Annotated in this window: 14 protein-coding genes; 5 read left to right on the top strand and 9 right to left on the bottom strand. The window is 46.7% G+C overall.

Annotated features, from left to right (window positions below; translation table 11 throughout):
• Nucleotides 1–39: 39 nt before the first annotated feature.
• From AC6CIF_RS00930 to AC6CIF_RS00940, 3 genes are all read right to left on the bottom strand, one after another.
• Nucleotides 40–378, bottom strand: coding sequence for a L,D-transpeptidase (locus tag AC6CIF_RS00930; protein ID WP_076208844.1), 339 nt, complete (start codon nucleotides 376–378; stop codon nucleotides 40–42).
• 56 nt (nucleotides 379–434) lie between these two features.
• On the bottom strand, nucleotides 435–1,460 hold the full coding sequence (rsgA, locus tag AC6CIF_RS00935; RefSeq protein WP_498198174.1) for a ribosome small subunit-dependent GTPase A: 1,026 nt from the start codon (nucleotides 1,458–1,460) through the stop codon (nucleotides 435–437).
• Nucleotides 1,461–1,993: 533 nt separating this feature from the next.
• On the bottom strand, nucleotides 1,994–2,587 hold the full coding sequence (locus tag AC6CIF_RS00940) for a DUF2087 domain-containing protein (RefSeq protein ID WP_026081135.1): 594 nt from the start codon (nucleotides 2,585–2,587) through the stop codon (nucleotides 1,994–1,996).
• Nucleotides 2,588–2,765: 178 nt separating this feature from the next.
• Here AC6CIF_RS00940 and AC6CIF_RS00945 point away from each other — a divergent pair, with 178 nt between their 5' ends.
• The 3 genes from AC6CIF_RS00945 (at nucleotide 2,766) to AC6CIF_RS00955 (ending at nucleotide 4,919) form a co-directional block, all read left to right on the top strand.
• Complete coding sequence (locus AC6CIF_RS00945; protein WP_076249782.1) at nucleotides 2,766–3,764, top strand: YpdA family putative bacillithiol disulfide reductase; 999 nt, start codon at nucleotides 2,766–2,768, stop codon at nucleotides 3,762–3,764.
• A 5-nt stretch (nucleotides 3,765–3,769) separates the two neighbouring features.
• Nucleotides 3,770–4,213 carry a DUF441 domain-containing protein gene (locus tag AC6CIF_RS00950; protein ID WP_036609212.1) on the top strand — a complete coding sequence of 148 codons (444 nt, stop codon included), beginning with the start codon at nucleotides 3,770–3,772 and terminating at the stop codon, nucleotides 4,211–4,213.
• Nucleotides 4,214–4,406: 193 nt separating this feature from the next.
• Complete coding sequence (locus AC6CIF_RS00955) at nucleotides 4,407–4,919, top strand: hypothetical protein (RefSeq protein WP_036609214.1); 513 nt, start codon at nucleotides 4,407–4,409, stop codon at nucleotides 4,917–4,919.
• Nucleotides 4,920–5,019: 100 nt separating this feature from the next.
• On the opposite strand, the gene AC6CIF_RS00960 is transcribed toward AC6CIF_RS00955, so the two are convergent.
• On the bottom strand, nucleotides 5,020–5,469 hold the full coding sequence (locus tag AC6CIF_RS00960) for an NUDIX domain-containing protein (RefSeq protein ID WP_498197409.1): 450 nt from the start codon (nucleotides 5,467–5,469) through the stop codon (nucleotides 5,020–5,022).
• A gap of 76 nt (nucleotides 5,470–5,545) precedes the next feature.
• Complete coding sequence (locus AC6CIF_RS00965; protein ID WP_036609218.1) at nucleotides 5,546–5,842, bottom strand: HesB/YadR/YfhF family protein; 297 nt, start codon at nucleotides 5,840–5,842, stop codon at nucleotides 5,546–5,548.
• 485 nt (nucleotides 5,843–6,327) lie between these two features.
• Here AC6CIF_RS00965 and AC6CIF_RS00970 point away from each other — a divergent pair, with 485 nt between their 5' ends.
• Together AC6CIF_RS00970 and AC6CIF_RS00975 are read left to right on the top strand one after the other, a co-directional pair.
• Complete coding sequence (locus AC6CIF_RS00970; protein WP_036609220.1) at nucleotides 6,328–8,073, top strand: ABC transporter ATP-binding protein; 1,746 nt, start codon at nucleotides 6,328–6,330, stop codon at nucleotides 8,071–8,073.
• Between the two features lie 12 nt (nucleotides 8,074–8,085).
• On the top strand, nucleotides 8,086–10,173 hold the full coding sequence (locus AC6CIF_RS00975; protein WP_498197411.1) for an ABC transporter ATP-binding protein: 2,088 nt from the start codon (nucleotides 8,086–8,088) through the stop codon (nucleotides 10,171–10,173).
• Between the two features lie 183 nt (nucleotides 10,174–10,356).
• On the opposite strand, the gene AC6CIF_RS00980 is transcribed toward AC6CIF_RS00975, so the two are convergent.
• The 4 genes from AC6CIF_RS00980 to AC6CIF_RS00995 form a co-directional block, all read right to left on the bottom strand.
• Nucleotides 10,357–10,983 carry a YdcF family protein gene (locus tag AC6CIF_RS00980; protein WP_498197413.1) on the bottom strand — a complete coding sequence of 209 codons (627 nt, stop codon included), beginning with the start codon at nucleotides 10,981–10,983 and terminating at the stop codon, nucleotides 10,357–10,359.
• Nucleotides 10,980–11,525: a hypothetical protein gene (locus AC6CIF_RS00985; RefSeq protein WP_340020029.1), complete on the bottom strand. Its 546-nt coding sequence runs from the start codon at nucleotides 11,523–11,525 to the stop codon at nucleotides 10,980–10,982. Before AC6CIF_RS00985 ends, AC6CIF_RS00980 begins: the two co-directional genes overlap by 4 nt.
• Nucleotides 11,526–11,624: 99 nt before the next feature.
• On the bottom strand, nucleotides 11,625–12,335 hold the full coding sequence (locus tag AC6CIF_RS00990; protein ID WP_498197416.1) for a hypothetical protein: 711 nt from the start codon (nucleotides 12,333–12,335) through the stop codon (nucleotides 11,625–11,627).
• Nucleotides 12,332–13,387: an ATP-binding cassette domain-containing protein gene (locus AC6CIF_RS00995; protein ID WP_498197418.1), complete on the bottom strand. Its 1,056-nt coding sequence runs from the start codon at nucleotides 13,385–13,387 to the stop codon at nucleotides 12,332–12,334. The genes AC6CIF_RS00990 and AC6CIF_RS00995 overlap by 4 nt, the downstream gene beginning before the upstream one ends.
• Nucleotides 13,388–13,392: the final 5 nt, after the last annotated feature.

Below are 13,392 nucleotides of genomic sequence, written 5' to 3' on the forward strand. Positions count from 1 at the left end.
TGATCCATTTAAGCACCTCTTATAAAGTAAAATCCGGCCCTACGGCCGGATCGTTACCCTCGTGCCTACAGATACCTTGGAAGACAGATCCAGTACATCCGAGTTGTACATGCGTATACAACCATGGGAGACGGATTTGCCAATAGACCAAGGCTCATTGGTACCGTGTATGCCATAGTGGGGAGCAGACAGTCCCATCCAGAACACGCCAAATGGCCCACCTGGATTCGATTGTTTGTTAATAATAGTGAACTCTCCGCTTGGAGTCTGCGTGAGCATCTTGCCGGTGGCTACGGGATAGCCCTTAATCACCTGATTGCCATCCAGAAGATATAACATGTGGTCAGACAGATCTACAATAATCCTGTAATCTGGCATAATGACATCCCTCCTGACCTATCTTATGCAAGATACCGGATGATGCCCGCCTGATTTCAGGCTTCCTCCCACTCTTTCACACTACGGGAGTGCTTGGATTTGCGACTATTGGCCGGTTTGCTGGAAGCGGTACGCCTTCTGGATGCCACTTCTTCCTTGCGCTGCTGATATTGCAATTCCTTCTGCATTTTCAGATAATTATTCAGCCTTTTTTCATCCAATGAACCGTCCTGTATGGCCTCTTTCACTGCACATCCAGCTTCCCGTGTATGACTGCAATCCAGAAATCTGCACGTGGCGGCAAGTTCTTCAATTTCTCCAAACGCATGTGACAGCCCGTCATGGCCCTCATCCCAGAGATTAAGCTCGCGCATTCCTGGAGTATCGATCAATACGGCTCCCTGTGGAAGTACAAACATCTCCCGGTGTGTTGTCGTATGTCTCCCACGGCTGTCTCCCTCGCGGACGGATTGCGTAAGCTGCACATCCTCACCCATCATCCAGTTCACCAGCGTAGACTTGCCACTGCCAGAAGATCCTGTGAGCGCAACAGTCAGCCCTGGCTGCAAATATCGTTCCAGTAAGGATTTACCTTGACCCTCCACTGCAGATATCGCAAGCACTTCAACGCCTGGAGCAATTCCTTCTACACATCGGATCTGTTCTTCCACATTGCTGCACAGATCACTTTTGCTCAAGACAATGACCGGCCTTACGCCACCATTCCAAGCCATCATCACGTACCTTTCGAGTCGTCTAAGATTGAAATCATGATTAAGTGCAGCCACGATTAATAGTGTATCTACGTTTGCGGCGATTAATTGTTCCTTGGTCACCGGACCTGCCGCCTGTCTCGATACCCTGCTCCGACGGGGCACCAGATTGTGAATAATTGCTTCTTCACCTGCCTGACCTGTAATGGCCACCCAATCTCCAACCGCTGGTACCAAGCTGGTCTCCAGACTATCATGACGCATTCGGCCCGAAATTCTTCCCCAGCATTCGCCCTCTTCTGTAATCAAACGTTGCAGATGTCCATGGTCTGCGATAATTCTGGCTGGCTTTTTCTCCTGCTCTTCCATCCCTGTCTCTTGCCACAGTTCCTGCCACTTTGCAGACCAGCCGTACTTCTTAATATGGTTATCTAAAATAAAAATTCCTCCCAAAATAAGTTGTTTACTTCGTTCAAGCCGAGTGAACAATCATCTCCGGTTCAGATCAAAACAAAAAACCACGAGTAGAAATACACCCGTGGCAATAAGTAGTTAGCCGAATCAAAGATCATCCCTTCTTGTAGATCTACCGGATAAAATACTTAACCCTTCGATATAAACAATTCAGGAACACCCTTTTATCGGCAAACAAAAAAGCCACGGGTGCGTCACCCGTGGCTTCATCTGAGCATGCAATACTTCACGTTACAATGGATACTGCTATCCAGCCAACGCAAAATTACATGCTTTGATCCGTTCCGGAGACGCTGTTCATATTCAAATTAACGTATACTGCATTTAAGTTTGTCATAAACATTCGCCTCCCTTGTAGAATTATCCATTATGTTACACACTGAGCTTTACAGTTGTCAAGCCCAAACTATTTTTACCACCAGCCTACTCTATTTGACCTGATCCCAGCGTGTCCACATTTCCTTCGGATTCAATTCATAGATTTCCTCTTCCCGATACATGAACTGATGCATGATAAATTCCCGCCGAATCGTGGCAAAGTCTTCATGGTATTGCTTTATAAATGTATTGATTTCTTTCTCCGTATACTTCCGACCAAATTCAAGCTGCTCGACCAGATGACCAAGTACAATCAGTTTTTTCTTGTATTGAGCCGGAATCTGACGCAGTCGTCCATCTTTGGAGAAAAAATTTCTCATGACCGACGCTTTCAATGTTTCGTTCACATCACTCATATCTGCCACCTCCTCTCGCTCAAAGATAAAGTCAACCGAAGCCTGTGCATTCTCGCGGATAAACGAAGGATTGAGTGTGAAATACACTGTATTTTTCTCCCGTCGTTCCTTAATCAGCGCCGCCTCTCTCAGCTTGGATGCATGATGTGTCACGGTTGGCTGTGACAGATTCAGCCGCTCGGCCAGTGCCTGTCCGTGCAGTTCACCCTGTGCCAACAACAGTAGCATGCGAAGCCGGGTCGGGTCAGCCAACGCTTTATGATAAGCCACAATTTTCTCCAGCTGCATCATCGTTCATCTCGCTTTCGTTTAGATATATATCTAATTTGATATTAGTCTTTTCTTCTTTGCACGTCAACTCCTTTAGATTCAAGTAAGCTTGTCTAATTAAACTCCACGCTTGAACTGGCATTGGCTCGTTATTTACGGTAGGATTATATTGCTTGAAATAAGGAGGATTAAGAACATGGAAGATGTCATTATTATCGGCGGAGGCCCATGCGGTCTGTCTGCTGCCATTGAATGTGAGCGGCTGGGACTGTCCGCTGTGATCGTTGAGAAATACAATATCGTTCAATCTATTTATCTGTATCCAACCCATATGCAGTTTTTCAGCACAGCCCCGCTGCTTGAGATCGGAAACGTTCCGTTCAGCACACCTAATGATAAACCGTTTCGTTATGAAGCACTTGCCTATTATCGCAGGGTAGCCGAACATTTTGGTCTGCGTGTTCATAACTATGAGGAAGCCCGTGAAATTAAACGCAAGGATGATGGTACGTTTGAGGTACATACGCTCAATCGCCGCGGGGAAGCCATCGTACATGTTGGACGCAATGTAGTTGTAGCTACCGGTTATTTTGACCATCCTAACTATCTGGGCATCCCTGGAGAAGATAAAGATAAGGTAACCCACTACTTCCGGGAAGCCCACCCTTATACCCGTACACGTGTCGCCATTATTGGCGGAAGCAACTCAGCCGTGGATGCGGCCATGGAACTGGTTCGGGTCGGAGCACATATTGATATGGTTTATCGCGGCAGTGGTCTGTCCCAGCATATTAAACCATGGGTACGCCCGCTATTCGAGAGCATGGTGACAAAAGGTCATATCACACTCCACCTGGAATCACGCGTGAATGAAATACTCGATGATTCGATTCGTCTGATACACACGGATGGCTCCACTCGGGAACTGGATAATGACTTCGTACTGGCAATGACCGGTTTCCGTCCAGATCGTCAACTACTCACGTCGGTAGGTGTGGAGATGTCTGATGATATGGATAAACCTCTATATGATGCACAAACGATGGAAAGCAGCGTACCTGGTGTATATGTAGGTGGAGTCATCGCTTCGGGTCGTAATGCCAATGAAGTCTTTATTGAATCCGGGCGCTGGCATGGACGTTACATTGCGGAACATATCGTTAGCAAACAACGTGGACAGACTGAAGGGAAATGAAAACAATGGATATGACTTCCCTGCTGTTGCTCGTATTTGCAGCTCTCGGGATTATCAGCAGTAACACACCTGTGACCGTAGCGATGGTATTTCTGTTGTTGCTACGAGTCCTGAACCTGAACCAGGCATTTCCATGGCTTGAAAAATACGGACTTACACTGGGCATTATCATTCTGACCATTGGCGTGATGGCACCTCTTGCCAGTGGCAAGATGAGTCTGCAGACGATCGGCGAGTCTTTCCTGCACTGGAAATCACTGCTCGCCATTGGCGTAGGATTACTGGTGGCATATCTCGGAGGACGTGGCGCTACGTTGATGGGTACACAGCCAACTGTCGTTGCAGGGCTGTTAATCGGAACGGTACTTGGGGTTGCCCTATTCAAGGGTGTACCTGTGGGTCCATTGATTGCGGCGGGAATTTTATCATTGCTGCTGGGCAAATCCTGATTCAAGTTGTGAAGGTTGTGACCTGACATGCTATGCAGATTGGCTGTATTTCCCACCGTTGTGTGATATACTTCTATTCATGCAAATTATGTACACGAGTCTACAGCAGAATAATCCATATTGTGGTTATGCTGTTGCATAAACGTATAGATTCACTTTGCAACTATTAATGGCGCAGGAGGATTCAGGAACCATGTCACGTCAGTTTATTACAGAAGCCGTGATGGTGGCCATTTACGGTCAATTGTTAGCGCCGCCCGCGCCTGTTGAATATATTGTTCCTTATACCACCATCCTTGAGCTATATGAATTCCAGACCAGTCCTGATCCCATGATGGATAACCCGGCAGATGATCAGCATGTGAAATCCAAAATCAATGAAATGATTTCTTATTTTGAGGAACCGCTGAATAAGAAAAAAATAGAGCGTGCGTTACTTGTTCCATGGGCCAAAAGCCCCTCCATTTTATTTGGTGACCAAGTATCCATTGCCATTATCAATGCAATAGATACGGCACAGTACGGGGAGTATTTCGATCCCATTGAGACCGAACTGCTGCTGACATCTCAGCGCCTGAGTATCCCAATTCTCACCGATCAGGTTGAACTGATTGCACGCATCATTGAGTCTGAATCACCTGTACAGGTATTTGATATTGATGATTTTGATTTTGCGATGGATGATGAACCACTGGATCAGGTGTAATTCATGCTCTGAGCACGTGAATCGGATTTTTAAGAAAAATGACCTTGGCATCCACTTTATCGTGCATGCCAAGGTCATTTTTTTTGCGTCAACACTTATTTTATTCTGCATTATCCCGCGCTAACAGGATTCGGCTAATCTGATTCAGAGGTGGTAACGACTCCAAAGCAAAAAACTTCAGACCTGCATCACTATTTACACGCGACTCCACAAGGTCATCCTGAATGATCACTGTCCGGAACAGGGCAATGACATAATACTCTTCATCTCCGCTTGAATGCAAATACCGAAGGTCAGGCCCCGAATAGAGACCTTCCAGTGTCATGGTATCAGCAGTCCAACCTGTCTCTTCCCATAACTCCCGATGTGCAGCATCTTCAATAGCCTCACCCGGGCGCATCTCACCTGATGGCAACCGCCAGTGACCATGTTCAGCATGCTGAATCAGCAGTAATTCACCTTGTTCGTTCTCAGCCCGCACCGCCGCTTTTACAACAATATGAGAGCGTTTTGCGATATACTGGGCCAAATCTCGTGGTGGCAGATTCACTGCTTATCCCCTCCTCCTACTCGGAAGCCGGTGGCGACCTGTAATCCATCTATTGCTTAGCAGAATACTTCAAGTATTAGACTTCGGTATAACGGTATTCGATATCTTGACCTTCATCAACGATATCCACATGCAGTTGGTGCCCTTTCAGATACCAATAATCGTGATCTTCCATAAAGAATTGAATCCCCGACACTTCGGTTTGATCCGCAGGATGTCTTGGTTTCTCCACAGCGATACCTAACGAAAATCCAGGGTGAAGACCTCCACCAGAGCTATAACGGGCAAAAAAACGGATGCTGTCTCCCTCGTTCAAATTCAGTTCTTCCTTGTACCAGCGAGCAGCTTGATCGGATACATGTATGGTACTCATTTGGTGTCAGCTCCTTCTGTATATATATGTTCCATCATATCTCGACAGGGACTTGAATACAAACCCGAGAGAGCATATAAAGACAAATTAAGTTGTGAAAAATGTTTGACAGATTGTAAAAGCCGGTGTTAAGATGCAAACATACGAGGTCTACATTGTATTTATTTCCAAAAAAAGAAAGGGTGATTACGGTGTTTAACAAACATATGATTGGTCAATTGAGCACACAACTAAATACCGGAGCACACCCGAAATCATTATTCCGTTCATAAGTCGGCATGACAGGCGATCTTTCATTAGAACCTCTGTGATGTATACTCACAATCGAACTTATATATGGTGACGGCTCTGTTCTCTGAGCCATGCTGCCGTATGATTATATGAAGACATACCGCCTGCGTGCGGTATGTCTTTTTTTGTGGGTACATTTCGGCATTCATGAACGGAATTTGCATTTCTCGGACATCGAAAGGAAGGGATAACACTTGTTCTCTGTACTTAAAAACCTGGCCTGGTTCTTCCGGCTGGAACGCAAACGATACCTAACCGGTGTCATCTTGCTTATTCTGGTGGGCATTGCCGAACTGCTGCCTCCCCGTCTTCTTGGTAATGCCATCGACGAGATTGTGCGCGGTTCCATTACCGGCACCTCACTTACGCGTTATATTTTGCTTATTCTAGGAACGGTCATCATTATCTATCTGGTTACATACGTTTGGATGCACAAACTGTTTGGTGGTGCCAATCTGGTGGAACGGCTGCTTCGTTCACGCTTTATGGACCACTTGTTACGGATGACTCCTCCCTTTTTTGAGAAAAACAGAACAGGAGATCTGATGGCTCGGGCCACCAATGATCTTCGTTCCATTGCCACTACAGCAGGCTTCGGCATGCTGACCTTAACAGACTCTACAGCCTTTCTGGCCACCGTATTGTTCGCGATGGGTTTCCTGGTCAGTTGGAAACTGACCCTGGCGGCAATCCTGCCATTACCTTTTATCGCCATTGCCATGATGATCTATGGTAAAGCTGTACATCAACGTTACACCCTGGCACAGGATGCATTCGGAGATATGAACGACCAGGTGCTGGAATCCATCGCCGGGATTCGTGTCGTGCGTGCTTATGTGCAGGAACGTCTGGACGAGAAACGGTTCGCCGACGTGACCGAGGATGTGTATCGCAAAAATCTGGCTGTTGCCAGAATGGATGCCCTATTTGAACCCACCATCCGCCTCTTCGTTGGACTCAGTTATGTGATTGCACTTGCCTACGGCATATATCTTGTATTCCATAATGAAATTACCCTGGGGGATCTCGTATCGTTTAACATGTACCTGGGGATGATGATCTGGCCCATGTTTGCCATCGGTGAATTAATTAACCTGATGCAACGTGGTAGCGCTTCGCTTGATCGGGTCAACGAGACTTTATCGGTAGAACCTGCCGTACAAGATGTGGAGCAACCTGCTCACGTTACGAATCCGGAAGAAATTGCGATGCAGGATGTTACATTCCGTTACCCAAGTTCCACTGTCGACAATCTCAGTCATATCAGCTTTTCGCTGCGACGGGGTCAAACATTAGGTGTTGTGGGTCGTACGGGTAGCGGTAAGTCTACTTTGCTCAAACAACTGCTTCATGAATACCCTGCCGGTTCGGGCACATTAAGCATCTCGGGTCATCCAATTCAGGATATCGCCAAAGATGACTTGCACAGCTGGATTGGGTACGTACCACAGGAACAAGTTCTGTTCTCCAAATCAGTTCGTCAAAACATTCAATTTGGTCAACCTGGGGCCAGTGATGAAGTCATCATGGAAGCCATTCGTACCGCCGCTTTTGACGGGGATCTGGGAACCTTGTCCGATGGACTGGATACACTCGTTGGTGAAAAAGGAATCTCTCTGTCCGGTGGACAGAAACAGCGGGTATCGCTGGCGCGTGCCTTTATTGCCAATCCTGATATTCTGATCCTGGATGATGCCTTATCTGCTGTCGATGCACGTACTGAAGCCAAAATCATTGAAAATATACGCAACAAACGCTCGGGCAAAACCACGCTGATCTCGACTCATCGCCTGTCTGCTATTGAACATGCTGACCGAATCATCGTACTGGAGCACGGGAAAATTACGGAAGAAGGCACTCACCAGGAATTGTTAGCCATGAACGGCTGGTACCGTGAACAGTATGAACGGCAACAGGTCGAGTCCAATCTGTCCACGTAGGAGGTCAATTCATTGAAGTCTAATACAGGCAAAAGGCTGCTTGATTACGCCTTGAAAGCCAAAGGAACATTTATCGCTGCATTAATTATGCTTACTATTGGTGTTGCGGCCGAGCTTGCCGGGCCGTTCATCGCCAAATCCATGATCGACAATCACTTGCTCGCGATTGAGCAGCCTTTCTATGAGACGACAGCTTCAGATGAAGCCGCAGTCTACAACGGTAAGAACTACAAACGCGAAGGCTTGTTCGAACCGGATGAAAACAAAGGTTCCGAAGTGCGGGTATTACAAGCCGGCAGAAGTTTTTATTTTGTAAACGAACCGGTCAATGCACCTGATGGGGACCGCACATATGCGGATGGAACCCTCACAGTTACACGCGCAGGTGAAGTGACAGGCCAATATGCGGCAGTACCCCTGTCCGCTGGTGAACTGTTTGCTTTTTACAAACCAGAGATGCCCAGCATCTATCAATTAATTGTGTATTACATGATCTTCCTCGTGATCTCGGTCATTATGGAGTTTGGTAAAACATTCTGGCTGCAGTCCTCGGCCAACAAGGTCATTCAAAGACTGCGTAACGATGTGTACGCTCATATTCAGCGACTGCCAGTGCACTTTTTTGATAACCTGCCCGCAGGTAAAGTTGTATCTCGGGTCACAAACGACACAGAAGCCGTCAAGGATCTGTTCGTTGCTGTTCTTTCGAACTTTTTCTCAGGAATCATCACGATTACAGGTGTGTATGTCGCACTCTTCCTGCTTGATGTTCGCCTGGGTCTAATCTCATTATTCGTTGTGCCGATGCTCATTACATGGATTGTGCTCTATCGCAAATTCGCTACTCGCTACAACACGATCATTCGATCCCGACTGAGTGAAATCAATGCAATCATTAACGAATCCATTCAGGGGATGTCCATTATCCGCGTATTCCGCCATCAGAAACAAACCAAACAGGAATTCGAAAATCTGAATGATGACTATATGAAACACCAGAACAAAATGCTGAACCTGAATGCCTTCACCTCACACAACCTGGTTAACGTATTACGGAATATTGCCTTTGCGGTGGTCCTGTGGTACTTCGGTTCCAGTGTGCTGGATGGCACAAGTATTATCTCACTGGGTGTTCTATATGCCTTCGTTGATGTTCTGGGGCGCTTGTTCCAGCCAATCACCGGCATGGTGAATCAGCTCGCCAACTTGGACTCCTCCCTCGTATCTGCTGGTCGCGTCTTTGAGCTGATGGATGAAAAGGGAGAAGCTGTAACGGATGGCTCCATGCCAAGATACAAAGGGAATGTTGTCTTCGACGATGTATCCTTTGCCTATAAAAAGGATTATGTGCTTAACAATATCTCATTCAAAGCATCCCAAGGTCAGACGGTTGCTCTGGTCGGTCATACCGGTTCGGGTAAAAGCTCAATTATCAACCTGCTATTCCGGTTCTATGACCCGCAAAAAGGCAAGATCACGATTGACGGTCAGAATGTCAAAGATCTGCCTAAACAGTGGATTCGCGAACATATGGGGATTGTATTGCAGGACCCGTATCTGTTCACAGGCACCATTGCTTCCAACGTCAGTCTCGGCGATGAGAAGATCTCCCGTGAACGAATTGAACAGGCGCTGCGTGATGTAGGCGCTGAACGTATCCTGGCTCATCTGCCTCAAGGCTTTGACGAACCTGTCATCGAAAAAGGAAGCACATTGTCTGCTGGACAGCGTCAGTTGATCTCCTTTGCTCGTGCACTGGCGTTTGATCCTGCCATCCTCATTTTGGATGAAGCGACAGCCAATATTGATACGGAAACGGAAGCATTGATTCAGAACGCACTCGAAGTCCTCAAAAAAGGACGTACCACCTTCATCATTGCTCACCGTCTCTCCACCATTCGTTCAGCAGATCAGATTCTGGTTCTGCATCGTGGGCGTATCGTTGAGCAAGGTGCACATGATGAACTGATGGAGCTTAAAGGCCGCTATTATAAGATGTATCAGCTTCAGCAAGGTGCGCAAGCAGCGGGTGCAACCAGCGAGAATCCGTCGGGTGAGATCATTCCAACCTCAACCTCCTTTGCCGGAGGCAATGCATAACAGAGTAAAACAGAAAGCTCTTTAAGTAACCAATCAAAATGATGTACTCGACGGCAAAACAAAAACCGATCTACACAGCTACCTCAGGGTTTGCGGTGTAGATCGGTTTTTTATATTTTCATCGGGATTCAGGTTCTTATACTGTTTATTTCGTCCAGACAAAAAAACAATCCGCGTGCAACCTCATGGCTGCTGCGGATTGTCTATCCATCCTTTGATCGTATATCCCATGTACATCACGGTCTCTCTTGCGAGAAAAGGAAACTTGCTGCGCCAGGTTCGATACGCCGTTGTTCGTGTCGGAGAAGGTACGGCATCCATACCCAGTCCGGCAGCCAGCTTCATGGCCCGTTTCATATGTAACGGATCACTCACAATTGTATAGGTTTGATAACCGGCCTGTTCACCAATTGGAATTGAATTGACCAGATTCTCCTCGGTAATTCTGGATTTGGTCTCTATGCGAATATCCGAAGGATCTACTCCATGTGCGATGGCATACTTCTGACCCACTTCAGCTTCCGTATGTTCTCCATCACCACTTGATCCACCTGTGAAAAGCAGATTACGAACGGTACCCTGACGGTATAATTCAATCCCGTGTTCAATACGTTCGCGAAATACAGGTGAAGGGTTATCCCCCGCCACGGCTGCGCCCAGAATGATTGCAGCATCCGATATCCTGGATGAATCCTCATCCGTATATGCAGATATACGGATTGCAGTAACCACAGTCCACAAGATTCCAACCAATACTACAGCCAGAACCGTCTTTAATATCCAGCGTTTCGTTATCCGTTTGCTTGTCATTCATTCTCTTCCAAAGCCCTTGCCTGCATACTCTCGGTATGCATCCGCTCCAGCGTTTGCAGAGCTGCTGCGGATTCGGCATCCAGACCAAGCTCTGCAATCCATGCACCCGTATACTGCTGAAGACGGATCTCCAACTCCTGTGCACGGTCTTTGAAATCCTCCAATTCCTTAATCATACGTGATCGTCCTTCCGGACTGAATGTCTCGTGAATTCGTTCCTTGAAATAATGATGTACAATACGGTTACGTTGTTGCCATAACTCATTCAACTGGCGAGTCTCTTCCTCAGAGAATGTAAAATGATGGCGCACTTCGTGAATGAGCTGCCCCAGTGAACTGCTCATCTTTCGTTCGTACAGATCTTCCAGATCCTCTTCAGACACGGCTTTGCCCTGAGACATTTTCATTAATAAAATCAGATTGACCAGCTGCTGTTCAAGCGCCTGCCCGTAGTACACTGCCAATCCGTAATAGGCAAACAATTCCCTGGAGTGTTCGCTGTCCAGCATGTCACCATTCTGGATATCTGTATTTTGCATATGCGAGCGCCCCCTTCAACCGTACAATGTTAACCATTCCATGTCCCTCTATCCTAACCAAACCAAGAGCAACATTCAAGTTATCGGGAAGCGCGTCTTCTAACTCCGCAGATCTCTTCTTCCGGACAGCCACACATGGATGATTAGTAACCCTAATGCATAGAGCACAGTCCACATCGTAACCGAAACAAAAGAATCCATCTTCGATTCATCAAATAACATCATCTCACGAACCAGATAAAAGGCTGGTGGAAGAATGCGGCCAAGCCATTCTAACGATTCAGGCAAACGTTCACTTAAGGAACCTTGGATAAACGATAGTAATAATACAATAATGAGGGCAGGCATACTTCGACTAAGCAAGGGAATGTACGATTTTTGAAAAAATACACTAATGCCTAATCCCAGCAGTGATAACCCCAGATGTCCTAACCAAGTCATCATCCACTCCTCACCTGTGGGTTGTCTCTCGAACATTCCCGCGAACACGGGATACAGCACAGTGATTGCGGTGAGCATAAATTGCATTATCCAGGCACAGATGAGTTGACTTGTTACAACCTTACGCCTGCTTCCTGCATGAAGGACAAGTAATTGATACTGCTTTGCAGGTTCGGTATTCATCACCATTACTCCGAGCCAAGCAGCTGCCAGAAATAACAGCATAGCCGTGACACTGTAACTGTCCGCAATAGGGTTGGGTTTGTAGGAATAGATCAGCAGCATGGCGATGATATAAAAGATAACCGGTGCAAAATATTTCTGTGAGCGAATGTGATGCCTTAACAAATAGCAAGTCAGATAGATCATTCGGCTTCTCCCCCCGCATCATCCATGGAAGAGCTTAAGTCCACAGGATCTGTAACACATCCACGACTCGTATGTACAGCTGGATGTTGTCCTTCCAGCAGACTTTCCATATGTAATTGACTTTCTTCCTGTTGCACAGACACAACCGAACCTCCGGATGCCAGGATCATTCTGAGGACATCATCTGTTGATTGTTGAACCACTTTCCAATCCCACAACCAAGAATTGGATATCCCTGAGCTCGTATTACGAACTAAAGACAGTACTTCCGGTTGTTGTACAATAGATAGATCGTTAGCCAGATCCTCTCCAGCTTTCGTCAGACTTTGAATACGTACAACGGGTTCGCCAGCTTGAAGTATATCTTCACGACTCCAGTAGCGGAGCACGCCGCCTTTCTTCAACACAATCACCTTGTCTGCCAAACGTTCAATAAGCAACGGTTCATGACATGCTGTAACGATGGATGTCCCTTCATCCTTCCATTGCCCCAATAAGGATACAATGCCCTCTTGAGCTGGAATATCCAAGCCTGATAACGGTTCATCCAGCAGCAAAAGTCCACCCGGTCCAGGTAACAGGGCCTGAATCAAATTTACTTTTTGCAATGTGCCCTTGGATAATAAGGGTAACTTCTGATCTATCGCGGTATCGAGATATAAAAGTTCACTAAGTTCTCTAATCCGCCCACGCAGTACTTCGGGGCGAATGCCCCGAATCCGTCCCATGTCCCACAAGTACTCTCCTGAGGTAAATGGTAAACGTGGCAGGCCATCTACTGCATACCCATCAGAACCCTTCATTGTGCGCTGGATCGATCCTGTATCGGGTAACAAAATACCTGCCAACATACGTAGCAACGTGCTTTTGCCCGAACCGTTTCTTCCAACAAGTACAGCACATTCGCCCTGTTTCACTTCCAGAGTAATTTGATTCAGTACCTGAGTACTGCCTAATCGCTTGCTCACTTGTTGAAGCAACATACCTCGACCTAATGAGTCTGGTAAATCTTGATCGACTTTTTTGAAAAGTCCACGTGTACTCCATATCACCTGGG

The sequence above is a fragment of the Paenibacillus sp. GQ49 genome (assembly GCF_059759055.1).

Excerpts from the sequence above, each read along its gene's own strand:
- AC6CIF_RS00965 (WP_036609218.1), bottom strand. The coding sequence starts at position 5,842 with ATGAGTACCATACATGTATCCGATCAAGCTGCTCGCTGGTACAAGGAA.
- AC6CIF_RS00985 (WP_340020029.1), bottom strand. The coding sequence starts at position 11,525 with ATGCAAAATACAGATATCCAGAATGGTGACATGCTGGACAGCGAACAC.
- AC6CIF_RS00980 (WP_498197413.1), bottom strand. The coding sequence starts at position 10,983 with ATGACAAGCAAACGGATAACGAAACGCTGGATATTAAAGACGGTTCTG.
- AC6CIF_RS00955 (WP_036609214.1), top strand. The coding sequence starts at position 4,407 with ATGTCACGTCAGTTTATTACAGAAGCCGTGATGGTGGCCATTTACGGT.
- AC6CIF_RS00945 (WP_076249782.1), top strand. The coding sequence starts at position 2,766 with ATGGAAGATGTCATTATTATCGGCGGAGGCCCATGCGGTCTGTCTGCT.
- AC6CIF_RS00930 (WP_076208844.1), bottom strand. The coding sequence starts at position 378 with ATGCCAGATTACAGGATTATTGTAGATCTGTCTGACCACATGTTATAT.
- AC6CIF_RS00940 (WP_026081135.1), bottom strand. The coding sequence starts at position 2,587 with ATGCAGCTGGAGAAAATTGTGGCTTATCATAAAGCGTTGGCTGACCCG.
- rsgA (WP_498198174.1), bottom strand. The coding sequence starts at position 1,460 with ATGGAAGAGCAGGAGAAAAAGCCAGCCAGAATTATCGCAGACCATGGA.
- AC6CIF_RS00950 (WP_036609212.1), top strand. The coding sequence starts at position 3,770 with ATGGATATGACTTCCCTGCTGTTGCTCGTATTTGCAGCTCTCGGGATT.
- AC6CIF_RS00990 (WP_498197416.1), bottom strand. The coding sequence starts at position 12,335 with ATGATCTATCTGACTTGCTATTTGTTAAGGCATCACATTCGCTCACAG.